Raw genomic sequence first — 22,669 nt, 5'->3', positions numbered from 1 at the left:
CGGCCGTTGTCCCGTCGGCCGGACACGGATCAATGCATGGCGGCTGTCTTGGCCATCATGCCGGAGGATGGGGTCTCGGCGCGGCGCATCGATTCGAGGCTGGTCGACGTCATGGTTTCGTCGATGCCGGCGCCGTCCTTGTCAGTCCCGTAAATTTCTTTGACGGCCTCCCCGGTTAGCTCAGACGGCTTGCCGTCGAAGACGACCCGACCGCCGGCCATGCCGACGATGCGCTCACAATAGTTGCGGGCGGTATCGAGCGTGTGGAGGTTGGTGATGACGGTGATGCCCTCGCGCTCGTTGATGTCGCGCAGCGCATCCATGACGATCTTGGCGTTCAGCGGATCGAGCGAGGCGATCGGCTCGTCGGCAAGAACCATCTTCGGGTTCTGCAGCAGCGCGCGGGCGATCGCCACGCGCTGCTGCTGGCCGCCGGAAAGCGTGCCGGCCGCCTGCAGCGCCGTCTGCTCGATGCCGAGGCGTTCGAGGGCCGCGATCGCGTGCACGCGTTCCTCGCGGGTGAAGATGTTGAGGAGGCTCAGGAACGTCGAGCGGTGATTGAGGCGGCCGAGCATGACGTTGGTGAGAACATCGAGGCGCGGCACCAGGTTGAACTGCTGGAAGATCATCGCGCAGTCGCGCTGCCAGTTGCGCAAGCCCTGGCCGCGAAGCCCGGAGACTTCGACTCCGGCGAAACGAATGGAGCCGGAGCTTGGTTCCTGCAGCCGGTTGATCATGCGGAGCAGCGTCGACTTCCCGGCACCGGAGCGCCCGATGATGCCGACCATCTGGCCCTGGGGAATGATTAGTGTCACGGCATCAACGGCGAGCTTGTTTCCGAAACGGCGTGTGACATTCTTCAGCTCGAACATCATGCTCTTCCCCTTGTATTCCAGGCGTTGATGAGCATCGCATTAGTCCCGCTTCGTGAACGTCGCGTGTCATATTTGTGTAAGTGGCGTCACAATTCTCGGTGCTGCGAAGACCGCTTCTAGCCCTCGTAGCGCGCCAGGAAATCTTCCGCGCTCAGGTTGCGAAAATCCTGCAACGTCAGGCGCAGACGGTCATGGTCCCAGTCCCACCAGGCAAGCCTGTCCATGCGCTCTCCGACCTCTTTCGGGAAGCGTTCGCGGATGAGCTTGGCCGGTACCCCGCCGACGATCGCATAGGGCGCTACGTTCTTGGAGACGACCGCGCCGGCGCCGATCACCGCGCCGTTGCCGACGCTGACGCCCGGCAGGATCGTCGCCCCATGGCCGATCCAGACGTCGTTGCCGATCGTCACGCGGTTTGCGCGCCGCCAGGCGAAGAAGTCCTCCTCCATGTCGCCGTCCGGCCAGTAGTCGGCGGCGCGATAGGTGAAATGATGCAGCGTCGCCCGCCAGGTCGGATGGTTGGTGGCGTTGATCCGCACGGCGGCGGCGATATTGACGAACTTGCCGATCGTCGCGCACCAGACGGAGCCGTCCTGCATGATGTAGGAATAGTCGCCGAAGGTCGCCTCGCTGATGCGGCAGCGCTCGGAAACCTCCGTATAGCGCCCGAAGCTGGAATCGCTGACGGAGGCGGTCTCGTGGACATAGGGTTCAATGCCCAGCCTGCGGCTCATGCGGCGATCTTTCTTGGAGAAAACTGCTGGACGTCGAGGATGCGGTCGGCGACGGCTTCGCGCACTTCCTCATCGTGGAAGATGCCGAGAAGGGCGACGCCCGCCTGCTTCTTTTCCGAAATCATGCAGACGACGACGGCGCGGTTGCGGGCATCGAGCGAGGCTGTGGGTTCATCGAGAAGCAGGATCGTATGCTCGGTGATGAAGCCACGGGCAATGTTGACGCGCTGCTGCTCGCCTCCGGAGAAGGTGGCGGGCGGAAGCTGCCACAGTGCCTCCGGCAGATTGAGCCGGGCAAGCAGGGCGCCCGCCTTTTCCCGCGCGGCGCCGGCTTCCTCGCCACGCGCCACCAGCGGTTCGGCAACGACGTCGATTGCCGCGACGCGCGGCACGGTGCGCAGGAACTGGCTGACATAGCCGAGCGTATTGCGCCGCACGTCGAGCACGGTGCGCGGATCGGCGGCGGCGAGATCGACGACGCGCCCGTCGTGGCGGATGAGGATCTGGCCGGTGTCGACGGCGTAATTGCCGTAGATCATCTTCAGCAGCGAGCTCTTGCCGATGCCCGACGGACCGCCGAGCACGACGCATTCGCCTGAGGCGACCGAGAAGGCGACATCGGAGACGACGGGCAGCCGGATGCCGTCGCGCAGGTGCATGGTGAAGCTCTTCGAGACTTCGGAAACGACGAGGGGCGTTGGCATGATGTCTTCCCTGGTTTTGGACCTGCAGCGGCGCTCAGACCTGCAGGATCGAGGAAACGAGCAGTTGCGTGTAGGGTTCGCGCGGATCGTCGAGCACCCGGTCGGTGAGCCCGTGTTCGATGACGTAGCCGTCCTTCATCACCATCATGCGGTGCGACAGAAGCCGGGCGACGGCGAGATCGTGCGTGACGATGATGGCCGAGAGGCCGAGATCGTTGACGAGGCCGCGCACGAGATCGAGCAGGCGGGCCTGCACCGAGACGTCGAGGCCGCCGGTAGGCTCGTCCATGAAGACGAGGCGTGGGCCGGTGACGAGGTTGCGGGCGATCTGCAATCGCTGGCGCATGCCGCCGGAAAAGGCGCGCGGCTGGTCGTCGATGCGGTCGGCGTCGATCTCGACGCGTTCCAGCCAGTCGATGGCGGTGGAGCGGATTTTGCCGTAGTGCCGGTCGCCGATCGCCATGAGGCGTTCGCCGACATTGGCGCCGGCGGAAACCGTCATGCGCAGCCCGTCGGCCGGGTTCTGGTGCACGAAGCCCCAGTCGGTGCGCATCAGGAAGCGGCGCTCGGCTTCGTTCATATGGTAGAGGTCGCGGTAGCTGCCGTCGCGCATGTGGTATTCGACACTGCCGGTGGTCGGCATCAGCCGGGTGGAGATGCAGTTCAGCAGCGTCGTCTTGCCCGAGCCGGATTCGCCAACGACGGCGAGCACTTCGCCGGGCCAGAGCTCGAAGGACACATTGCGGCAGCCGATGCGGTTGCCATAGAACTTCGAGAGGTCGTTGACTTTGAGAAGCGGCGTATCGGTCATTCTGCAGCCTCCCGGGCCAGCATTTCGCCGGCATGTCCGAGTGCCCGGCGATCTTCGCAATGGTCGGTATCGGAGCAGACGAACATGCGCCCGCCTTTGTCGTCGAGGATCACCTCGTCCAGATAGACGTCCTCGGCGCCACACAGCGCGCAGGGCTTGCCGAAACGCTGGATTTCGAAGGGATGGTCTTCGAAATCCAGGCTGACGACGTCGGTATAGGGCGGCACGGCATAGATGCGCTTTTCGCGGCCGGCACCGAAAAGCTGCAGCGCTTCCGACTTGTGCATCTTGGGATTATCGAATTTGGGCGTCGGCGAGGGATCCATGACGTAGCGGCCATGAACCTTGACCGGATAGGCATAGGTCGTGGCGATGCGGCCGTTGCGGGCGATATCCTCGTAGAGCTTCACGTGCATGAGACCGTATTCTTCCAGCGCATGCATTTTGCGCGTCTCGGTCTCACGTGGCTCGAGGAAGCGCAGCGGCTCGGGGATCGGCACCTGGTAGACGAGCACCTGGCCGGCCTTGAGCTTTTCCTCAGGAATGCGGTGGCGCGTCTGGATGATGGTCGCCTCGCTTGTATGCGTCGTCACCGCGACATTGGCGACCCTCTGGAAGAAGGCGCGGATGGAAACGGCGTTGGTCGTATCGTCGGCGCCCTGGTCGATGACCTTGAGCACGTCATCGGGCCCGATGATCGAGGCCGTCACCTGCACGCCGCCGGTGCCCCAACCGTAGGGCATCGGCATTTCGCGCGAGGCGAAGGGCACCTGATAGCCGGGGATGGCGATCGCCTTCAGGATGGCGCGGCGGATCATCCGCTTGGTCTGTTCGTCGAGATAGGCGAAGTTGTAGCTGGCCAGATCGCTCATTCGGCGGCTTCCTTCATGTCTTCGTCACTGTTGCGGGCGGCTTCGAATTCGCGGCGCATGCGGCGGACGAGATCGAGTTCGGCCTGGAAGTCCACATAATGCGGAAGCTTCAGATGCTCGACGAAGCCGGTCGCCTGGACGTTGTCGGAATGGGAGATGACGAATTCCTCGTCCTGGGCCGGCGCGGTGATATCCTCGCCGAGCTCTTCGGCGCGCAATGCGCGATCCACCAGCGACATCGCCATCGCCTTGCGCTCGCTCTGGCCGAACACCAGGCCGTAGCCGCGGGTAAATTGCGGCGGCGCCTTGGCCGACCCCTTGAACTGGTTGACCATCTGGCATTCGGTGATCTGAATCGTACCGAGCGAGACGGTGAAACCGAGTTCGGGCACGTCGAATTCGACCTCGACCTCGCCGATGCGGATCTCACCGGTGAAGGGGTGGTTGCGGCCGTAGCCGCGCTGGGTGGAATAGCCGAGCGCCAGCAGAAAACCTTCGTCGCCGCGGGCGAGCGCCTGCAGGCGCAGGTCGCGGCTCATCGGGAATTCCATCGGCTCGCGCGTCAGGTCGCCGACCTCGTGATCCTCCGGCATGTCGCCATCGGCCTCGATCAGGCCTTCCTCGCCGAGGATTTCGGAGACGCGCATGACGCGGCCGGTCTCGGCGGCGCGCTGCGCCGGCGTCTCGACTGCCTCGTCGGCAAGCAGCGACGGGTCGAGCAGCCGGTGCGTATAGTCGAAGGTCGGCCCGAGAAGCTGGCCGCCCGGCAGATCCTTGTAGGTCGCCGAGATGCGCCGTTCGATCGTCATATCAGCCGTGTCGAGCGGCTTGGAATAACCGAAGCGCGGCAGCGTCGTGCGATAGGCGCGCAGCAGGAAGATCGCCTCGATCATGTCGCCGCGCGACTGGCGGATGGCGAGTGCGGCGAGCGTACGGTCGAAAAGCGAGGCCTCGGCCATGACCCGGTCGACGGCGAGCGCCAGCTGCGCGACGATCTGGTCGATGCCGATCGCCGGCAGCGACCGGTCGCCGCGCCGGCGGTCGGCAAGCAGGCGGTGGGCATTGGCGATGGCGGCCTCGCCACCCTTGACGGCAACATACATGAGCTCAGATCTCCGTTGCTGTGATCTTGGTGGTGCGCGGCAGGCAGAGGAAGCGCTTGCCCGAGGTCAGCACGATGTCGATGCCGCGGGGGAAGAGCGCGCGGTTCTCGGTCCAGAGCCGCAGGAAGGTCTCCGGCAGGCCAACCGGCGCAATGTCCGCGACACTCTGGATGCCGGGGCCGATCAGCGCCAGCCTGCGCCCACCCTCGAGGTCGGAAAGTTCGATGATGAGCGTCGTCGAGCGGTCGGGATATTCCTGCGTGCCTGAGGCGAAGAGACCGAAGGGGCAAAGCGCAGTTCCGGCTTCCGTGAAGGCGAAGCGTGCCTCGGCCTTCTCCTTGGTCAGCGGCGCGCCGGCGTGGAAGCCGAGCCATTCCGGCACGGTGGATTTTGTCAGCCCCTGCGAAAGCCAGACCGGCGTGTCGTGGTCGCAAAGCGTCAGCGCGATCGCGCCGGCGGCGATGCCGAGCGGCGCAGGCGGCGCGACATCGGGCTGAACGGTCTGGATCGTCCCGGGACGGGCCATGCCGTCCATCAGCATCTTGAAGACGCTCTGGGCATGGAAGACCGGCTCGGCAAAGCCGCCGGTCAAGGCTTCCGTCTTGAAACCCATCAGTTGTCTCCCCGCACCATGGTGAAGAAATCGACGCGGGTCGCCGCCGTCTCGTCGGCCTTGCGGCGTTCGGCAGCGGCGATCCGCTCAGTGATCGGTAAAAGCAGCGCCCGTTCGACGAAATCCTTCGTCGCCTCCTCCTGCCAGAGCGCATCGAAGATCGCCGCCAGCCGCGCCTTCTCACGGTCGGTGCCGAGCGCCTGCGCATGGCCGACCGAGCCGGAGTTGAGCCGGACCGTCGCGCGCGTCACCGTCACTTCGCCAAGATTGAAGGGAGCGCCGCCGCCGCCGATGCGTCCGCGCACCATCACCAGCCCGGTCTCCGGTTCCACGCACCGGATGCGCCGCAGGCTTTTGCGGCAACGCATTCCAGGCCGCCGAGAGTTCGCTGCGCTCTGCGCGCGCCAGCAGATCGGCGACGCGTTTGCGCTCCGATGCCGTCTGTGACGCAGCGTTGTTGCTGTCCGCTGATATCATCGCCGCTTCCTCTAAAATGTCTATTGATATAGACAACCATACAAGCTATATCTAGTCCTAAATCGATGCCGTGACAAGCGTGTGACATCCTGCAGCGCGGCCACGTCTTTTCAGGCGCGTGTAGAGTGTTAAAAAGGCGCGAAATGGCAGGGCAGGGGATGGAATGGCGGGACTGAAGCAGGTGCAAAGGCAGACCGGCGTGGCGCTCTGGCGCCAGATCGCCGACCGGATTCGCGAGGCGATCGGCAATGGAGCCTATGATGAAACCGGAATGGTGCCGCCAGAAACCGTTCTGGCGCTGCAATTCGGCGTCAACCGGCATACGGTGCGCAGCGCCTTGGCAGCCTTGGCGCAGGAAGGGATCGTCCGGGCGGTGCAAGGTCGCGGCACGCTGATCGAACGCAAGGAGCGGCTGAATTTCCCGATCACCAGGCGCACCCGTTTTACCGCCGGCATCGGCGATCAGGCGCGCGAGATGCGCGGCCTGCTGCTCGATGAGATGAAGGAGGAGGCGAGCCCTGAGATCGCCCGCTGGCTGGGGCTGAAGCTGGGCGCAAAGGTGATCCGGCTGGAAACGCTGCGCGAGGCCGACAGGCGGCCGGTCTCAAAGGCGACGAGCTGGTTCCCCGCCGAGCGTTTCGCCGGGATCGGCGAAGCCTACCGCAAGCACGAATCGATCACCAAGGCTTTCGCTGAACTCGGACTGGCGGATTATATCAGGGCGACGACCGAGGTGACCGCGGCGCATGCCGATACGGCCGATCTGGCCGATCTCGAACTCACCCCCGGGGCGATCCTTCTGATCGCCAAGGCGATGAATACCGATCTCGACGGCGTGCCGGTGCAATATTCGATCAGCCGGTTCGCGGCCGACCGGGTGCAGTTCACCATCGAGAACTGAGGACGGCCTTCCCTGTCGGTGCAGGGAAGGCCGTTGGCTTCAATGTGCGCCGGACATGTCGCCGAGCACTTCCTTGGAAGCGACGGTGGAATCGGCGTTCAGCTTGTAGACCATGGGAACGCCGGTCGCGAGGTTGAGGGCAAGTACGCCTTCCTTGGTCAGCTTGTCGAGCACCATGACGAGCGAGCGCAGCGAATTGCCGTGTGCGGCAACCAGCACCTTCTCGCCCCTGAGCACGCGCGGCAGGATCTCCGTGAGATAATAAGGCCAGACGCGGGCGCCGGTGTCGCGCAGGCTCTCGCCGCCCGGAGGCGGTACGTCGTAGGAGCGGCGCCAGACATGGACCTGTTCCTCGCCCCATTTGGCGCGGGCATCGTCCTTGTTGAGCCCGGAGAGGTCGCCGTAGTCGCGCTCGTTCAGCGCCTGATCGCGGATCGTCTGCAGGTCGGGCTGGCCGACCTTGTCGAGAATGAGCTTCAGCGTGTGTTGGGCGCGCACCAGCGCCGAGGTGTAAGCGACGTCGAATTTGATCCCGTATTCGGCAAGTGCTGCGCCGCCGGCATTGGCTTCCTGGATGCCGAGTTCAGTCAGATCGGGATCCTTCCAGCCGGTGAAGAGATTCTTCAGGTTCCAGTCGCTCTGGCCGTGGCGAACGAGGACGAGGGTTCCGCTCATGAATATATCTCCGAAATGTCGTTATTGGGAAGAAAGCCCGAGCACGTCGAGCATGGAATAGAGACCCGGCTTCTTGTCGCGCGCCCAGAGAGCCGCCTTGATGGCGCCGCGCGCGAAGATCGAGCGGTCGGCCGCACTGTGCGACAGGGTGACGATTTCGCCTTCTCCGGCGAAAAGCACGGAATGCTCGCCGATGACGGAGCCGCCGCGCAGCGTCGCAAAGCCGATCGTGCCGGCTTGCCGAGCGCCGGTATGGCCGTCGCGCACCCGGACCGATTTCGCGGCCAGATCGATGCCGCGCCCCTTGGCCGCTGCCTCGCCGAGAAGAAGCGCGGTGCCGGAAGGCGCATCGACCTTGTGCTTGTGATGCATTTCCAGGATTTCGATATCCCAGTCATCAGGATCGAGCGCCCGGGCTGCCTGCTCGGCGAGCACGCTGAGCAGATTGACCCCGAGGCTCATATTGCCCGACTTGACGACGCGGGCATGGCGGGCGGCCGCGGCAACCCTGGCATTGTCGTCTTCCGAACAGCCGGTGGTGCCGACGACATGGACGATGCGGGCCTGGGCAGCGAGGCCCGAAAATTCCACCGTCGCCGCCGGCGAGGTGAAGTCGAGCACGCCCTCGGCATGCAGGAAGGCATTGAGCGGATCGTCGCCGATGATGACGCCGGTCGGGCCGAGCCCGGCAATCTCGCCGGCATCCTTGCCGACGAACGGCGAACCGGGGCGCTCGACGGCGGCATGCAAAGTCACGCCCTCGATGGAATGGATGAGCCGGATCAGCGTCTGTCCCATGCGCCCTGCCGCGCCGACCACCACCAGTTTCATCGCAGCATTGCTCATCTCAGTCTCACCAGGTCAGTTTAGATCGGAGGCCGAAGGCCTCTGCAGATTGTTGAGGCGAGCGTAAAGACCGTCGCTGACCTTCGCAAGCGTCTCGTGATTGCCTTCTTCCACGACCCGGCCCTGCTGCATGACGACGATCTTGTCGGCGCGCACCACGGTTGAAAGCCGGTGGGCGATGACGACGACGGTGCGTCCGGTCATCGCCTCGTCGAGCGCCTTCTGCACAGCGGCTTCGGATTCGGTGTCCAGCGCCGACGTCGCTTCGTCGAGAAGCAGGATCGGAGCATTGCGCACCAGGGCCCGCGCAATCGACAGCCGCTGGCGCTGGCCGCCCGAAAGCGTCACGCCGTTTTCGCCGACCGGCGTATCGTAACCCTGCGGCTGGGCGCAGATGAAATCATGCGCATAGGCAAGCCGGGCTGCCTCCTCGACCTCGGCATCGGTCGCTTCCGGCCGGCCGTAGCGGATATTGTCGCGGATCGTGCCCTCGAACAGGTAAGGCTGCTGCGAGACATAGGCGAGCTGCTGGCGCAGCGACTTCTTGGTGATGTGGGCGATGTCCTGCCCGTCGATCAGGATCTCGCCCTCGCGCGGGTCGTAAAAGCGCGGAATGAGGTTGATGACCGTGGATTTGCCGGCCCCCGAGGGTCCGACCAGGGCCGTCGTCGCGCCGCCTTCGGCGATGAAGCTGACGCCGCTCAACACGCTCTCATTGCCGTAGCCGAAGGAAACGTTGCGGAATTCGATCTTGGCTTGCGTCACCGTCAGCGGCTGAGCATCCGGCAGGTCGCGCTGGCGCGGCTCCATGTCGAGCAGTTCATAGATCATCCGCGCATTGACGACGGCGCGCTCCATCTGCACCTGCAGGCGCGCAAGCCGACGGGCCGGGTCATAGGCCAGCAGCAAGGCGGTGACGAAAGAGAAGAAGGCGCCCGGCGGCACGTTGTAATAGATCGAGCGGTAGGCGGCATAGGCCAGCACGCTGGCGACGGCAAAGCCCGCGAAGCTCTCGGTCAGCGGCGAGGTGCGTTCTGAAAGCCGGGCAATCCGGTTTGCTCGGTTTTCGGCGCCTTTGATCAGTTTGTTGACCTTGCGTTCCAGCTCCTCTTCCATCGTGAAGGCTTTCACGATGGCGATGCCTTGGATCGTCTCCTGCATGGCGCCCAGCACGTGGCTGTTCAGATGCACGGCCTCGCGGGTTGCCGAGCGCAGCCGTTTGGAAACATAACGCAGCGCATAGAGCAGCGGCGGCGCCATGATGAACACGGCAAGGCTGAGCAGCGGGTCCTGGAGGACCATCACGCCGATCAGCGAAACGAAGGTCAGGAGGTCGCGGACCGTCGACGTGATCGTCAGGTTGAGCACGTCGCGGATGCCGCTGACGTTCTGGCTCACCTGCGCGGCGATATGGGCCGAGCGCGCCTCGCTGAAGAAGCCGACGGAAAGCGTCATCAGATGCGCGTAAAGGCGGCGCTGATATCGGGCGACGATATCGTTGCCGACCTTGGAGAGCGCCACCGCCTGACCGTAGCTCGCAAAACCGCGCAGCACGAAGGCGACGAAAATCGAAAGACAGATGATCCAGACGACGTCGGCGCGGCGATTGGCGAAGGCCTCATCGATGATCGCCCGCATGATCCAGGCAGTGAACGCCGTCGAAAGCGCCACGATGATGAGGCAGGCAATCGCGAAGACATAACCCCAGAGATGGTCGCGGCCGTTTTCAGCGATGATGCGCTTCAGGATGCCGGTGACGGTATCGCTGCTGACGCTCTGCTTTCTGCTTTCCGCCGCTTCCAATAATGAGCTTTCCTGTCTCGACCCAACGCGGCGCAGGGGCGACGCGTGCTTTTGGCGGCTCTATAAAGAGTTGGGATCGGTTTGGCTAGAGTGCGGCGCGTCCGGGTGGGACGCGCACTGGATCAGCGCCGCCAGCGGCGGCCTTCCGTCGAGACGCCGAAATTGGCCGGCATGCGCGCATAGGAGGAAAGCCCGGCAAGGGCTGCCAGCGGGTGCGTCACGACATAGGTCGGGATGGTGCGAAGCAGGGCGGTATGCGGAGCCTTGTCCTCGAAGGCCGCGCGGAATTCCGGCTTCTTCAGGGCCGGGAGAATCTTCTGCGAGATGCCGCCGGAGAGGTAGACGCCGCCGCGTGCCATGAACACCATCGCCATGTCGCCGGCCACGCGGCCGAGATAGGTGGCGAATAGCGAGACGGTCTCGACGGCGGCCTTGTCGCTGCCGGCAAGCGCGTGCGAGGTGATGTCGGCCGGATCCTTCATCGTCGGCTGGATGCCGTCGACGATGCAGATGGCGTTATAGAGATTGACGAGGCCGCGCCCGCAGAGGATCTGCTCGGCCGAAACACGGCCTTCGATCGTCTCGATATGCGGAAAGATCTCATAGTCGCGCTTGCTGCGCGGCCCGAGATCGATATGGCCGCCTTCGCCCGGAACCGGGATCCAGCTGTGCTGGGCATGCACGAGGCCGCCGACGCCGAGGCCGGTGCCGGGTCCGAGCACGACGCGCGACGCGATCATGTCGCCGGTGGCATTGCCGATGCGCTCGCGGTTTTCATCCGACAGGGCGGCGATCGCCAGTGCCTGTGCCTCGAAATCATTGACGACGAGCACGTCCTCGATGCCGAGACCCTCGATCATCGTTCTCGGCCGCACCACCCAGTCGCAATTGGTCAGCGGGATTTCGTCGTCGTTGATCGGGCCGGCGACGGCGAGGATCGCCGAGCGCGGCTGCACCGCGGTCTTGTCGAGCACGCCCCTCTGAATCGCTTCGTCGATCGTCGCGAAATCTGCCGTGCGCACGTTCGGAAACTGCTTCGGCTCGGCATAGGCATCGGACAGGATGGAGAAGCGGGCATTGGTGCCGCCGATATCGCCGATCAGGATCGGGAAGGGCAGCGGAGCGGTACTGTTGTTCGGTTTTGGCATGGCCGGTCCCGTGCTGATCAGGCTTCGAGGGTGGGAAGGAGCTTTATAGCGGTCGCGTGGTTGAGTGCCATCGGAATGTCGTAAACGATCGCCAACCGCATCAGCGCCTTCACGTCGACATCATGCGGCATCGGCGTCAGCGGGTCGACGAAGAAGATCAAGGCACCGACCTCACCGGTCGAAATCAGCGCGCCGATCTGCTGGTCGCCCCCAAGCGGCCCGCTTTTCAGCCTGACGACGTCGAGGTCGGGCGCGGCATCGAGCACCCGCCCGCCGGTCGTGCCGGTGGCGACGATCTTCCAGCGCGAAAGAAGGTCCTTGTTGGCGCGGGCGAACGCGGCCATGTCGTCCTTCTTCTGATCATGCGCAATCAATGCGAGGCATTTGCCGCCGGCCATCAATCCCTCCGACCCAACAATTCAATCGATTTGACCGCTTCTATACCAAGAATTTGCGATTTGAAAGACAGCGCCGGGCGCTCCTCATTGGACCACCGGCTTGTCGTTCGGAACCGGGCCGACATCGGGCAGTTCTCCGTCGTCATCCTCGGCGACCGGCGCCGCCGCCGGCACGGCGGCAAGCGCGCTCGCGGCGGAAGGTCCGCCCGCGGCAGAAGGTCCGCCGTAGGTGGCGGCCTGCATCGAGGTGACGGAAGCGGCGTCGAGCACGGCGGCGCAGGCCTTTGGCATGTCGGAGACCATCATCTCGCGCGGCGGCTTCGGCGGCTTGGCGTCGGGTTTTGGCGGTTTCGGCGGCGCCCAAGGCGCCGGCGTGAACCAATAAGCGAGCGACTTGTCGCAGCCGTCTCCCGCGGCGACGGCTGCTTGCGGGGTGCATCCGGCTGCACCGGGCGGACACTTCATGCGGATGTGAAAATGCGAGTCATGACCGTATATCGGCCGGAGCTTGCCGAGGTTGGTGCGGTCGCCCGTCCAGGTGTCGCACATCATTTTCTTGATGGCGGGATTGACGAAAATGCGCTCCACCTGGGGATAGCTCGCCGCCAGCATCAAAAGGCGCGCCCGCGATTCCGTCCATACCTTCGGGTCGACGGTCAGGAACTTGTTCTTCTGCAGCATGGTGGTGAAAGGCAGGTTCTCACGCTCCTCGGCGGTCAGGCGGCGCGCGGGCATCGGTGTGAACCAAATATCGGCATCGAGGCCGATCTGGTGCGAGGAATGGCCGTTGAGCATTGGCCCGCCGCGCGGCTGGGCGATGTCGCCGACGAGAATGCCTGGCCAGCCGGCATATTTGACCGCATCCTGTGAAAACCGTTCCAGGAGCGCGATCATCGCCGGATTGCCCCAGCGGCGGTTGCGCGAAAGCCGCATCGCCTGCCAGGTCGGCCCATCGGTCGGCAGCGCCACCGCGCCGGTCATGCAGCCCTTTGCATAGAAGCCGATCGGCTGCGCTGGCCCCTGCGTGGGCAGGCTGACGCCTGCAAATAGCGCCTTGGCGCTGCCAGGGCTTGGCGTCTTTTGCTGTGCGCCGACATCGCCGGCGGTAAGGCCCGCGCCGATTGCGCCGGCAAGCGCCAGTCTGCCGAATGTTCTGAAAGCCTGGGCGAAGCCGAAAGTCATGCTGTTTCCTTAAGTCGATGCCGAAGTGATTTGCGCTGGAATCTATCGTGAAAAGCGATTTTGGTGAATCGATGATTTGGCGGACAGGCGCAGGAGGAACCGGTGACGGATCGCAGCAGCGCCGCCGAAGCTGCCCTTGGACAGGAGCTGGCGGTCTCAAAATTTCGCGAGCCCGGCAAAAACCAAACTCTTTCCTGTTTTTCGCCCCTATTTCTCGTATTGTCGAATCCATCAATATTCAGGGGAAGTGTGAATGGCTCTGTGGTCGAAGATCGGATTGTTTCTATCGCTTGCGGGGCCCCTGGTGCCGTTGACGGCAGCGGCTGAGGAGCAGCCGTTCCAGATAGGAAGCTCGGTCATCAGCGAGATGAAATACAAGCCGGGCTTCGCCCATTTCGATTACGTCAACCCCAATGCTCCGAAAGGCGGCGACCTGCGCCTTTCCGCAAGCGGCGCCTTCGACACCTTCAACCCGCTGCTGGCCAAAGGCCAGACGGCGGTAGGCCTGTCGCTCGTATACGACACCTTGATGAAGCCCGCTGATGACGAGCTGCTTGTGTCCTATGGCCTGCTTGCCGAAGGGCTGTCCTTCCCCGCCGATGTTTCGAGTGCGACCTTTCGCCTGCGCAGGGAGGCAAAATGGGCGGACGGGCAGCCGGTCACGCCCGAGGATGTCATCTTCAGCCTGGATAAGACCAAGGAGCTCAATCCCGTCACCGCGAACTACTATCGGCACGTGGTAAAGGCCGAAAAAACCGGCGATCGCGACGTCACCTTCACTTTCGACGAGAAGAACAACCGTGAGCTTCCGAATATTCTCGGCCAGTTGGTTGTCGTGCCGAAACATTGGTGGGAGGGGCAGGGATCGGACGGCAAGCCCCGCGATATTTCAAAGACGACGCTCGAGCCCGTAATGGGGTCTGGACCTTATAAGATTGCATCCTTCTCGCCCGGAGCAACGATCCGTTATGAACTGCGCGACGACTATTGGGGGAAGGATCTCAATGTGAATGTCGGCCAGAACAATTTCCGCAACGTCATCTACACCTATTTCGGTGATCGGGACGTCGAATTCGAGGCCTTTCGCGCCGGCAACAGCGACTATTGGCAGGAAACCACAGCTGCCCGCTGGGCGACGGGATATGATTTCCCTGCAGTGAAGGAAGGACGCGTCAAGAAGGAGGAGGTCAAAAACCCGCTGCGCTCCACCGGCATCCTGCAGGCGCTCGTGCCCAACATGCGGCGCGACCTGTTCAAGGACATCAGGGTCCGGCAGGCGCTGAACTACGGTTTCGATTTTGAGGAGTTGAACCGCACGGTTGCCTTCAACAGCTACAAGCGCATCGACAGCTACTTCTGGAACACCGAACTCGCCTCCTCCGGCCTGCCGCAGGGACGTGAACTGGAAATACTGCAGGGCATGAAGGACAAGGTTCCGCCCGAGGTCTTCACGACGCCTTACACCAATCCCGTCGGCGGTGACCCGCAGAAAAGCCGCGACAACCTTCGCAAGGCGATTGCACTGCTGAAAGACGCTGGCTGGGAGATCAAGAGCAATCGCATGGTCAATACCAAGACCGGCCAGCCGATGAGCTTTGAGATACTGTTGTCGAGCCCCATGTTGGAGCGCTGGGCGGTCCCTTATGCCAACAATCTCAAGAAAATCGGTATAGATGCGCGCGTGCGGACAGTCGATGCGTCGCAAGCTGTCAACCGCGAACGCAGCTTCGACTACGATATGATCTGGAATGTCTGGGCGCAGTCGATGAACCCCGGCAACGAGCAGGCCGACTATTGGGGATCCGGCTCGGTGAACCAGCAAGGCTCCCAAAATTATGCCGGCATCGCCAATCCGGCGGTCGACGAACTCATCCGCATGATCATCTTCGCGCCGAACCGCGATGAACAGCTCGCGGCAATCAAGGCGATGGACAGGGTCCTGCTTGCAAACCACTACGTCATTCCGCTGTTCTATCGCGGTACCCAGAACATCGTCTATTGGAACACGATTACCCATCCGGCCGAATTCCCGGCTTACAGCCTTGGCTTCCCCGATGTCTGGTGGTCAGCCTCGGCAAAATGAGCGGGCTTGCAATGCTGGGGCTCTGGGCTCCAAATGGCACGAGCGAATCACGGAAAGCCGGCAGGGCCGGCAAGGGAAGGCTGGCGGATTGAGCGGCATTAGACTGGACGGCAGGCAGACAAGAAGAAGATTTCCGGAGGCTGAAGGCTGATGGGCGCCTATGTCATACGCCGCCTGCTTTTGATGATTCCGACCATTATCGGCATCATGGCGATCTCTTTCATCGTCGTGCAATTCGCCCCCGGCGGTCCGGTCGAGCAGGTGATCGCGCAATTGACCGGCCAGGCCGATGGCGCCGACCAGCGCCTGTCGGGAGGCAGCGACCTGATGGGCGATGGAGGAGGGGACGAAGGCTCCAGATATCGCGGCGCCCAGGGGCTCGATCCGGAACTGATCGCCAAGCTCGAAAAACAGTTCGGTTTCGACAAGCCGCCGCTGACGCGCTTTGGCGAAATGATGTGGAATTACATCCGCTTCGATTTCGGCGAGAGCTTCTTCCGCAACACCTCAGTGCTCGACCTCATCAAGGAGAAGCTGCCAGTGTCGATCTCGCTCGGCATCTGGATCCTGATCTTCTCCTACGCCATCTCCATCCCGCTCGGCATTCGCAAGGCGGTCAAGGATGGATCGACCTTCGATGTCTGGACGTCGGGCGTCATCGTCGTCGGTTACGCCGTGCCGAGCTTTCTCTTCGGCATCCTGCTGATCGTGCTTTTCGCCGGCGGCTCGTTTTACGACTGGTTCCCGCTGCGGGGACTCGTCTCCGACAATTTCGACCAGCTCGCCTGGTGGCAGAAGCCGCTCGATTATTTCTGGCACCTCACTTTGCCGCTGATCTCGCTTTCGCTTGCCGCTTTCGCCACAACGACGCTGCTCACCAAAAATTCCTTCATCGAGGAGATCAAGAAGCAATATGTCGTCACCGCCCGTGCCAAGGGCCTGAACGAGCGGCAGGTGCTTTACGGCCATGTGTTCCGCAATGCCATGCTGATCATCATCGCCGGTTTTCCAGGCGCCTTCATCTCCGCCTTCTTCACCGGCTCGCTGCTGATCGAGAATATCTTCTCGCTCGATGGTCTCGGCCGCCTCGGCTATCTCTCGGTGGTCAACCGGGATTATCCGATCGTCTTCGCGACACTCTACATCTTCTCGCTGCTCGGCCTTTTCGTCAGCCTGATCTCCGACCTGATCTACACCTGGATCGATCCGCGCATCGATTTCGAGCGGAGGGATGTCTGATGGACGCTGCCGCAAATCCCGTCACTGCAACCCCGGTCAAGCCGCCGCGCAAGGGCCTGCTGTCGCCGACCAATATCCGCCGCTGGAAGAATTTCCGGGCGAACGGCCGCGGTTACTGGTCGCTGTGGCTGTTCCTGCTGCTCTTCGTGCTCAGTCTCTTCGCCGAGTTCCTCGCCAACGACCGGCCGATCGTCGCCTCCTACAAGGGTGAGATCCTGTTTCCGGTGCTGATCGACTATCCCGAGGAGAAGTTCGGCGGCTTCCTTGCCGAAACCGATTACCGTTCCTCGGTGATCGCAGACGAGATCAACGCCAATGGCTGGATGATCTGGCCGCCGGTGCGTTATTCCTACCGCTCGGTCAACTCCAACATCCCGCATTCGGCGCCGACCGCTCCTTTCTGGCTGATGACCAAGGAGGAGCGCTGCTCCGGCTATCCTGAAGGGGTGAACGATCCTGCCTGCACGCTCGGCAATCTCAACTGGCTCGGCACCGACGATCAGGCCCGCGACGTGCTCGCCCGCGTCATCTACGGCTTCCGCATATCGGTGCTCTTCGGCCTGGCGCTGACCATCTGCTCGGCGATCATCGGCGTGACGGCCGGCGCGGTTCAGGGTTATTTCGGCGGCTGGACCGATCTTTTGCTGCAGCGCTTGATCGAGATCTGGTCGTCAATGCCGGTGCTTTACATCCTGCTGATCATCGCCGCCATCCTGCCGCCCGGCTTCTTCGTGCTGCTCGGCATCATGCTGCTCTTTTCCTGGGTCGGCTTCGTCGGCGTCGTGCGCGCCGAATTCCTGCGCGCCCGCAATTTCGAATATGTGCGCGCCGCCCGCGCCCTTGGCGTCAACAACCGCACCATCATGTGGCGCCATCTGCTGCCGAACGCCATGGTCGCGACGCTGACCTTCCTGCCCTTCATCCTCTCCGGCTCGATCACGACGCTGACCTCGCTCGATTTCCTGGGCTTCGGCATGCCGCCGGGCTCCCCCTCGCTCGGTGAGATGATCGCCCAGGGCAAGACCAACCTGCAGGCGCCATGGCTCGGGCTGACGGCCTTCTTCGCCATGTCGATCATGCTGTCCCTGCTGATCTTCATCGGCGAAGCCGTGCGCGACGCCTTCGACCCGAGGAAGACGTTTCAATGAATGACATGACAGAACCGCTCCTTTCCGTCCGCGATCTCTCGGTTGCCTTTCATCAGGGAGGCGAAACCTCGCTTGCCGTCGATCGCATCTCCTTCGATATCGCCAAGGGCGAGGTCGTGGCGCTGGTCGGCGAATCCGGCTCCGGCAAGTCGGTCTCGGCCAATTCGATCCTGAAGCTTTTGCCCTATCCTTCCGCAAGCCACCCCTCCGGCGAAATCCTGTTCAAGGGCAAGGACCTCTTGAAGGCGTCGGAGCGGGCGTTGCGGGGGTGCGCGGCAACGACATCACCATGATCTTCCAGGAGCCGATGACCTCGCTCAATCCGCTTCATACGATCGAGAAGCAGATCGCCGAAATCCTCGCCCTGCACCAGGGCATCACCGGCCAGCCGGCGCGCCAGCGCGTGCTGGAACTGTTGAACCAGGTCGGCATCCGCGAGCCGGAAAAGCGGTTGAAGGCCTATCCGCACGAACTGTCCGGCGGCCAGCGCCAGCGCGTCATGATCGCTATGGCGCTCGCCAACCGGCCGGAATTGCTGATCGCCGACGAGCCGACCACGGCGCTCGACGTCACCGTGCAGGCGCAGATCCTCGAACTGCTGCGGCAGCTGAAGGCGGCGCACGGCATGTCGCTGCTGTTCATCACCCATGATCTCGGCATCGTCCGCAAATTCGCGGATCGCGTTTGCGTCATGACCAAGGGGAGGATCGTCGAGACCGGAACCGTCGAGGAGGTCTTCGCCAATCCGAAGCACGATTATACCCGGCACCTCCTTGCCTCCGAGCCGCGCGGCGAACCGCCGCTTGCCGATCCGTCGAAGCCGGTGGTGATGGAAGGGTCCGACATTCGCGTCTGGTTCCCGATCAAGGCGGGGCTGATGCGCCGTGTCGTCGACCACGTCAAGGCAGTCGACGGCATCGATCTTTCGCTGCGCGCCGGCCAGACGCTCGGTGTCGTCGGCGAGTCCGGCTCCGGCAAGACCACGCTCGGCCTGGCGCTGACGCGGCTGATCTCCTCGCAAGGGCGGATCGCTTTCGTCGGCAAGGATATAGCCGGCTATTCATTCAGCGAGATGCGGCCGCTGCGCAACCAGCTGCAGATCGTCTTCCAGGATCCTTATGGCTCGCTGAGCCCCCGCATGTCGGTCGGCGATATCATTGCCGAAGGGCTGAAGGTGCATGAGCGCTCCTTGAGCGCCGAAGAGCGCGACCAGCGCGTCTGCTGGGCGCTGGAGGAGGTCGGTCTCGACCCTCTGACCCGGTGGCGTTACCCGCATGAATTTTCCGGAGGCCAGCGCCAGCGCATCGCCATTGCCCGCGCCATGGTGCTCAAACCGCGCTTCGTCATGCTCGACGAGCCGACCTCGGCCCTCGATATGAGCGTCCAGGCCCAAGTGGTCGATCTCCTGCGGGACCTGCAGAAAAAGCACGACCTCGCCTATCTCTTCATCAGCCATGATCTGAAGGTGGTGAAGGCGCTTGCCAACGACGTCATCGTCATGCGTTTCGGCAAGGTGGTGGAGCAGGGGCCCTCCTCGGAAATCTTCCGTGCTCCGAAGGACGATTACACCAAGGCGCTGATGGCCGCCGCCTTCAACATCGAGGCGGTGCCGACGCCCGCCGTGCAGCAGTAAAGAACATCATGTCCGCACCTTCTCCTGTTCTCGTCGACATCAAGTTCAATCCCGAAGGCGTCGCCCGCGTGCTGAAAACGGCCTTTGCCGACCGCGGCAGCATCAATCTCGCCGATCCGGCCGATCGCATGCGGGATCTCCGCGCGGCCGAATACGCGCTTGTCTGGAAGCCGGATGCCGATCTTTTCAACCGGGCGCCGAACCTCAAGGTCATTTTCTCGGGCGGCGCCGGCGTCGACCATATCATCGGCATGGACGGCCTGCCTGAGATACCAATCGTTCGTTTCGTCGATCGCAGCCTGACCACCCGCATGAGCGAATGGGTGGTGATGCAATGCCTGATGCATCTGCGCGGGCAATACGCCCATGATATCAGCCAGCGGCGGGGCGAATGGGCCAAGTTGATCGCGCCCGAAGCAGCGGAGGTGACGGTCGGCGTCATGGGCCTCGGCGTGCTTGGGCAGGACGCGGTCGCCAAGCTGAAAGTGATGGGTTTCAACGTCATCGGCTGGTCGCGTACCCGCAAAGAAATCGATGGCGTCGAGACCTTCGACGCGCGCGAATTGGACGGGTTCCTCGCCAGGACCGACATTCTCGTCGGCCTCTTGCCGCTGACACCTGACACCACGGGCTTCTATGATAGCGGGCTATTTAAAAAGCTCCGCCGTGACGGTGCGCTTGGGCGGCCGGTCTTCATCAATGCCGGCCGCGGCCGCAGTCAGGTCGAGGCCGACATCGTCTCGGCCATCCGGGACGGCATCCTCGGCGGCGCTTCGCTTGATGTTTTCGAGGTGGAGCCGCTCGCGTCAGACAATCCGCTATGGGAGTTGGAGAACGTCTTCATCACCCCGCATGACGCGGCGGTCTCCGAAGAGAACGCGCTGTTCCGCCATGTCGAGACCCAGATCGCCCGTTTCGAGCGCGGTGAGCCGCTGGAATTCGTGGTCGACCGCGCCGCTGGCTATTGAGCGTCCGGAACCTTCGAGACGACTGACCGTTTTCTCTGCAAAAGTTTCTTGCGGCCGGATCGGCCGCCAAGGCAGCGGAAGGAGACGATGATGGCGCATCAGACGGAAACACGCTGGGAAAAATCCGACGGCAAGCTTCACAAGGAAGAGCAGATCCCGCCGGTCAAGGCAAAGCAGGGGCGCATGGGATACCGCATCCTGACGGTGCTGCTCGTCGCGCTGATTCTCGCTTTCGTCGTTTGGATCCCGGTCGAGATCTGGGGCAATCGCGAGGCGAACGAGGTGGCGCCGCAGCAGCCCGGCCAGCAGCTCCAGCAACAGCAATCGGACGCAGCACCTGCCCCGACGCCGCAGAACGGCAATGCCGCGCCGACAGCGCCGGCCCCGAATGCTGCGCCGGCACCGGCCCAGCCAGCGGCGCCGGCCCAATAGAGCAATTCCAGATGATCTCCCCATCCCGCCGCATGCCGCGGCGGGATGTTTATGTTTTGTCTGGACTTTTCCTGCCGATTTTTCGATAAGAAGACGCACGAGCCGGTTTCGTGCGCCGGCCCGCAAACTTGGCAGCACCTGACCGGATTGGACAGGGGCAGGAATTCATGGCCAAGACCGATATTGCAAGACGCGTCTACAATCACGCTTGGAAGCTCGACCCGATCATCCGCAGCCTGATCGATACCGACTTCTACAAACTGCTGATGCTGCAGATGATCTGGAAGCTCTATCCAGACGTCAATGCCTCCTTCACGCTGATCAACCGGACCAAGCGCGTCCACCTCGCCGAGGAGATCGACGAAGGCGAATTGCGTGAACAGCTGGATCACGCCCGTACGCTGCGGCTCTCCAAAAAGGAGATGATCTGGCTTGCGGGTAACAGCTTCTACGGCCGCGCGCAGATTTTCGAGCCGGAATTCCTCGCCTGGCTTTCCAACTTCCAGCTTCCCGAATACGAGCTGTCGAAGAAGGACGGCCAATATGTGCTGGATTTTCATGGGGCCTGGAAGGAAACCACGATGTGGGAGATCCCGGCGCTCGCGATCGTCAACGAGCTGCGGTCGCGCTCGGCGATGAAGGCGCTCGGCCCTTTCACCCTCGACGTGCTCTATGCCCGCGCCAAGGCGAAGATGTGGTCGAAGGTCGAGCGGCTGAGGGAACTGCCGGGCTTGCGCATCTCCGATTTCGGCACCCGCCGCCGTCACAGTTTTCTCTGGCAGCGCTGGTGCGTCGAGGCGCTGAAGGAAGGCATCGGCCCGGCCTTTACCGGCACCAGCAATGTATTGCTGGCTATGGATTCCGATCTCGAGGCGGTGGGCACCAATGCCCACGAGCTGCCGATGGTGGCCGCTGCCCTGGCGCAAACCGACGAGCAGCTGCGCAACGCGCCCTACAAGATCCTGCGCGACTGGAACAAGCTCTATGGCGGCAACCTTCTGATCGTCCTGCCGGATGCCTTTGGCACTGCGGCCTTCCTGCGCGACGCGCCGGAATGGGTGGCCGACTGGACCGGCTTCCGCCCGGACAGCGCCCCGCCGATCGAAGGCGGTGAGAAGATCATCGACTGGTGGAAGAAGATGGGCCGCGATCCGCGCCAGAAGCTGCTGATCTTCTCCGACGGCCTCGATGTCGACGCCATCATCGATACCTACCGGCATTTCGAAGGCCGGGTGCGAATGAGCTTCGGCTGGGGCACGAACCTGACCAATGATTTTGCCGGCTGCGCACCGACCGAAATCTCGGGCCTCAACCCGATCTCGGTCGTCTGCAAAGTCAGCGACGCCAACGGCCGTCCGGCAGTGAAGCTCTCAGACAATCCGCAGAAGGCGACCGGCGAACCGGCAGAGGTCGAACGCTACCTGAAATTTTTCGGCACCGAGGACAGGGTCGATCAGACCGTCCTGGTTTAGGCTCGCCGCGCCGGACGGCCGTCCCGGGGCATATCGATGTGCCCGGCCATCGCGTCCTCGATTGCCCAGCCGAAGCGCCAGGCGTCGAACATCGAAAACCACTCCTGCAGATCGGTGATCGGCAGGACATCCGGTTTCGACATCGGATTGTCGGCCAGACTGCGGCCGAGCGAACGGTCGCGTGCGCCGCGTTCCTGCATCTCAAGCAGATCCTCGAACATCGTCACCCCCTCTTTAGATGGGTTTATGCAATCATGCTAATGAAGCCTTGTCGAGTCCGGATGCGACGATTCCGGTTTTTCACAGGATTAGCCCTAATTCGCTATCTCGATGCCGATTGACGGGGAGGCCCGGCTTCCTGGCTGGGGTCCGCCGCCGAGCCTCCCGGCTGGCCGATCTTCAAGTCGGCAGCGCCGACAACTTGTCGCCTTCCGGCCGGGGCGATCCAACCAAGATGAGATCAATGGTGAACGGTCGGCTAATATCCACCGGATCTGTGCCGATCCCACACGATCCGGCAGGTCGGTTGCGACATCCTCGACTGTTCAGGCC

General features: G+C 63.0%; 21 protein-coding genes and 2 pseudogenes. 8 read left to right on the top strand and 15 right to left on the bottom strand.

Features of this window, described 5'->3' with window-relative positions; genetic code table 11:
• Positions 1 to 29: 29 nt before the first annotated feature.
• The 8 genes and pseudogenes from phnC to phnG form a co-directional block, all read right to left on the bottom strand.
• Complete coding sequence (gene phnC, locus MHI61_RS22950; RefSeq protein ID WP_239792896.1) at positions 30 to 872, bottom strand: phosphonate ABC transporter ATP-binding protein; 843 nt, start codon at positions 870 to 872, stop codon at positions 30 to 32.
• Between the two features lie 119 nt (positions 873 to 991).
• Entirely contained in the window at positions 992 to 1,609 is a 618-nt protein-coding gene (locus tag MHI61_RS22945; protein WP_239790683.1) for a DapH/DapD/GlmU-related protein, read from the bottom strand.
• A complete protein-coding gene (gene phnL / locus MHI61_RS22940; protein ID WP_239790682.1) occupies positions 1,606 to 2,313 on the bottom strand; it encodes a phosphonate C-P lyase system protein PhnL in 708 nt (235 codons plus the stop codon). The genes MHI61_RS22945 and phnL overlap by 4 nt, the downstream gene beginning before the upstream one ends.
• Positions 2,314 to 2,347: 34 nt before the next feature.
• A complete protein-coding gene (phnK, locus tag MHI61_RS22935; protein ID WP_239790681.1) occupies positions 2,348 to 3,124 on the bottom strand; it encodes a phosphonate C-P lyase system protein PhnK in 777 nt (258 codons plus the stop codon).
• Positions 3,121 to 3,996 (bottom strand): alpha-D-ribose 1-methylphosphonate 5-phosphate C-P-lyase PhnJ, encoded by an 876-nt coding sequence (locus tag MHI61_RS22930; RefSeq protein ID WP_239790680.1) that lies wholly within the window; start codon positions 3,994 to 3,996, stop codon positions 3,121 to 3,123. Before MHI61_RS22930 ends, phnK begins: the two co-directional genes overlap by 4 nt.
• The gene (locus MHI61_RS22925; protein WP_239790679.1) at positions 3,993 to 5,099 is read right to left on the bottom strand and encodes a carbon-phosphorus lyase complex subunit PhnI; all 1,107 of its coding nucleotides are present in this window, start codon (positions 5,097 to 5,099) and stop codon (positions 3,993 to 3,995) included. The genes MHI61_RS22930 and MHI61_RS22925 overlap by 4 nt, the downstream gene beginning before the upstream one ends.
• A 4-nt stretch (positions 5,100 to 5,103) precedes the next feature.
• The gene (gene phnH, locus MHI61_RS22920; protein ID WP_097665748.1) at positions 5,104 to 5,712 is read right to left on the bottom strand and encodes a phosphonate C-P lyase system protein PhnH; all 609 of its coding nucleotides are present in this window, start codon (positions 5,710 to 5,712) and stop codon (positions 5,104 to 5,106) included.
• Positions 5,712 to 6,189 (bottom strand): annotated as a pseudogene (gene phnG / locus MHI61_RS22915) (phosphonate C-P lyase system protein PhnG). The gene phnH and the pseudogene phnG overlap by 1 nt, the downstream one beginning before the upstream one ends.
• A gap of 163 nt (positions 6,190 to 6,352) precedes the next feature.
• Here phnG and phnF point away from each other — a divergent pair.
• On the top strand, positions 6,353 to 7,090 hold the full coding sequence (phnF, locus tag MHI61_RS22910) for a phosphonate metabolism transcriptional regulator PhnF (RefSeq protein ID WP_239790677.1): 738 nt from the start codon (positions 6,353 to 6,355) through the stop codon (positions 7,088 to 7,090).
• Positions 7,091 to 7,129: 39 nt separating this feature from the next.
• Here phnF and MHI61_RS22905 read toward each other — a convergent pair whose 3' ends face one another.
• From MHI61_RS22905 to mepA, 6 genes are all read right to left on the bottom strand, one after another.
• On the bottom strand, positions 7,130 to 7,765 hold the full coding sequence (locus MHI61_RS22905) for a 2,3-bisphosphoglycerate-dependent phosphoglycerate mutase (RefSeq protein WP_004673523.1): 636 nt from the start codon (positions 7,763 to 7,765) through the stop codon (positions 7,130 to 7,132).
• 21 nt (positions 7,766 to 7,786) lie between these two features.
• Positions 7,787 to 8,611, bottom strand: coding sequence for a 4-hydroxy-tetrahydrodipicolinate reductase (gene dapB, locus MHI61_RS22900; RefSeq protein ID WP_239790675.1), 825 nt, complete (start codon positions 8,609 to 8,611; stop codon positions 7,787 to 7,789).
• Between the two features lie 15 nt (positions 8,612 to 8,626).
• Entirely contained in the window at positions 8,627 to 10,414 is a 1,788-nt protein-coding gene (locus MHI61_RS22895; protein ID WP_097608116.1) for an ABC transporter ATP-binding protein, read from the bottom strand.
• Positions 10,415 to 10,536: 122 nt separating this feature from the next.
• Complete coding sequence (locus MHI61_RS22890) at positions 10,537 to 11,562, bottom strand: glucokinase (RefSeq protein WP_239790674.1); 1,026 nt, start codon at positions 11,560 to 11,562, stop codon at positions 10,537 to 10,539.
• Between the two features lie 17 nt (positions 11,563 to 11,579).
• Positions 11,580 to 11,960, bottom strand: coding sequence for a methylglyoxal synthase (locus MHI61_RS22885; protein ID WP_239790673.1), 381 nt, complete (start codon positions 11,958 to 11,960; stop codon positions 11,580 to 11,582).
• A gap of 84 nt (positions 11,961 to 12,044) precedes the next feature.
• A complete protein-coding gene (gene mepA, locus MHI61_RS22880) occupies positions 12,045 to 13,142 on the bottom strand; it encodes a penicillin-insensitive murein endopeptidase (RefSeq protein ID WP_239790672.1) in 1,098 nt (365 codons plus the stop codon).
• 253 nt (positions 13,143 to 13,395) lie between these two features.
• On the opposite strand from mepA, the gene MHI61_RS22875 reads away from it, so the two are divergent.
• The 7 genes and pseudogenes from MHI61_RS22875 to pncB all read left to right on the top strand — a co-directional run bounded on the left by MHI61_RS22875 (position 13,396) and on the right by pncB (position 22,117).
• Complete coding sequence (locus MHI61_RS22875; RefSeq protein ID WP_239790670.1) at positions 13,396 to 15,225, top strand: extracellular solute-binding protein; 1,830 nt, start codon at positions 13,396 to 13,398, stop codon at positions 15,223 to 15,225.
• A 150-nt stretch (positions 15,226 to 15,375) separates the two neighbouring features.
• Positions 15,376 to 16,464: a microcin C ABC transporter permease YejB gene (locus MHI61_RS22870; RefSeq protein ID WP_097665756.1), complete on the top strand. Its 1,089-nt coding sequence runs from the start codon at positions 15,376 to 15,378 to the stop codon at positions 16,462 to 16,464.
• Positions 16,464 to 17,612, top strand: coding sequence for an ABC transporter permease (locus tag MHI61_RS22865; protein WP_097608121.1), 1,149 nt, complete (start codon positions 16,464 to 16,466; stop codon positions 17,610 to 17,612). The genes MHI61_RS22870 and MHI61_RS22865 overlap by 1 nt, the downstream gene beginning before the upstream one ends.
• Positions 17,609 to 19,245: pseudogene (locus MHI61_RS22860) on the top strand (ABC transporter ATP-binding protein). Before MHI61_RS22865 ends, MHI61_RS22860 begins: the two are co-directional and overlap by 4 nt.
• A gap of 8 nt (positions 19,246 to 19,253) precedes the next feature.
• The gene (locus MHI61_RS22855) at positions 19,254 to 20,213 is read left to right on the top strand and encodes a glyoxylate/hydroxypyruvate reductase A (protein WP_239790668.1); all 960 of its coding nucleotides are present in this window, start codon (positions 19,254 to 19,256) and stop codon (positions 20,211 to 20,213) included.
• Between the two features lie 87 nt (positions 20,214 to 20,300).
• Positions 20,301 to 20,645 (top strand): hypothetical protein, encoded by a 345-nt coding sequence (locus MHI61_RS22850; RefSeq protein WP_239790667.1) that lies wholly within the window; start codon positions 20,301 to 20,303, stop codon positions 20,643 to 20,645.
• Between the two features lie 167 nt (positions 20,646 to 20,812).
• A complete protein-coding gene (gene pncB / locus MHI61_RS22845) occupies positions 20,813 to 22,117 on the top strand; it encodes a nicotinate phosphoribosyltransferase (RefSeq protein WP_004673542.1) in 1,305 nt (434 codons plus the stop codon).
• Here the strand turns inward: pncB and MHI61_RS22840 are convergent.
• Positions 22,114 to 22,338, bottom strand: coding sequence for a CrpP-related protein (locus MHI61_RS22840; RefSeq protein WP_239790666.1), 225 nt, complete (start codon positions 22,336 to 22,338; stop codon positions 22,114 to 22,116). The genes pncB and MHI61_RS22840 overlap by 4 nt on opposite strands.
• Positions 22,339 to 22,669: the final 331 nt, after the last annotated feature.

The sequence above is a fragment of the Rhizobium sp. K102 genome (assembly GCF_022385315.1).
In the GTDB taxonomy this organism is placed as follows: Bacteria; Pseudomonadota; Alphaproteobacteria; order Rhizobiales; family Rhizobiaceae; genus Rhizobium; species Rhizobium croatiense.
The sequence above is the reverse complement of the archived record's forward strand: the minus strand, read 5'-3'. Positions and strand labels throughout refer to the sequence as shown.

Bases quoted from the DNA above. Each gene is read 5' to 3' on its own strand.
- MHI61_RS22945 (WP_239790683.1), bottom strand. From the start codon at position 1,609: ATGAGCCGCAGGCTGGGCATTGAACCCTATGTCCACGAGACCGCCTCC.
- MHI61_RS22890 (WP_239790674.1), bottom strand. From the start codon at position 11,562: ATGCCAAAACCGAACAACAGTACCGCTCCGCTGCCCTTCCCGATCCTG.
- MHI61_RS22865 (WP_097608121.1), top strand. From the start codon at position 16,464: ATGGACGCTGCCGCAAATCCCGTCACTGCAACCCCGGTCAAGCCGCCG.
- phnF (WP_239790677.1), top strand. From the start codon at position 6,353: ATGGCGGGACTGAAGCAGGTGCAAAGGCAGACCGGCGTGGCGCTCTGG.
- phnC (WP_239792896.1), bottom strand. From the start codon at position 872: ATGTTCGAGCTGAAGAATGTCACACGCCGTTTCGGAAACAAGCTCGCC.
- MHI61_RS22875 (WP_239790670.1), top strand. From the start codon at position 13,396: ATGGCTCTGTGGTCGAAGATCGGATTGTTTCTATCGCTTGCGGGGCCC.
- mepA (WP_239790672.1), bottom strand. From the start codon at position 13,142: ATGACTTTCGGCTTCGCCCAGGCTTTCAGAACATTCGGCAGACTGGCG.
- MHI61_RS22905 (WP_004673523.1), bottom strand. From the start codon at position 7,765: ATGAGCGGAACCCTCGTCCTCGTTCGCCACGGCCAGAGCGACTGGAAC.
- MHI61_RS22850 (WP_239790667.1), top strand. From the start codon at position 20,301: ATGATGGCGCATCAGACGGAAACACGCTGGGAAAAATCCGACGGCAAG.
- phnH (WP_097665748.1), bottom strand. From the start codon at position 5,712: ATGGGTTTCAAGACGGAAGCCTTGACCGGCGGCTTTGCCGAGCCGGTC.
- MHI61_RS22925 (WP_239790679.1), bottom strand. From the start codon at position 5,099: ATGTATGTTGCCGTCAAGGGTGGCGAGGCCGCCATCGCCAATGCCCAC.
- phnL (WP_239790682.1), bottom strand. From the start codon at position 2,313: ATGCCAACGCCCCTCGTCGTTTCCGAAGTCTCGAAGAGCTTCACCATG.
- pncB (WP_004673542.1), top strand. From the start codon at position 20,813: ATGGCCAAGACCGATATTGCAAGACGCGTCTACAATCACGCTTGGAAG.
- dapB (WP_239790675.1), bottom strand. From the start codon at position 8,611: ATGAGCAATGCTGCGATGAAACTGGTGGTGGTCGGCGCGGCAGGGCGC.
- MHI61_RS22840 (WP_239790666.1), bottom strand. From the start codon at position 22,338: ATGTTCGAGGATCTGCTTGAGATGCAGGAACGCGGCGCACGCGACCGT.
- phnK (WP_239790681.1), bottom strand. From the start codon at position 3,124: ATGACCGATACGCCGCTTCTCAAAGTCAACGACCTCTCGAAGTTCTAT.
- MHI61_RS22855 (WP_239790668.1), top strand. From the start codon at position 19,254: ATGTCCGCACCTTCTCCTGTTCTCGTCGACATCAAGTTCAATCCCGAA.
- MHI61_RS22870 (WP_097665756.1), top strand. From the start codon at position 15,376: ATGGGCGCCTATGTCATACGCCGCCTGCTTTTGATGATTCCGACCATT.
- MHI61_RS22885 (WP_239790673.1), bottom strand. From the start codon at position 11,960: ATGGCCGGCGGCAAATGCCTCGCATTGATTGCGCATGATCAGAAGAAG.
- MHI61_RS22930 (WP_239790680.1), bottom strand. From the start codon at position 3,996: ATGAGCGATCTGGCCAGCTACAACTTCGCCTATCTCGACGAACAGACC.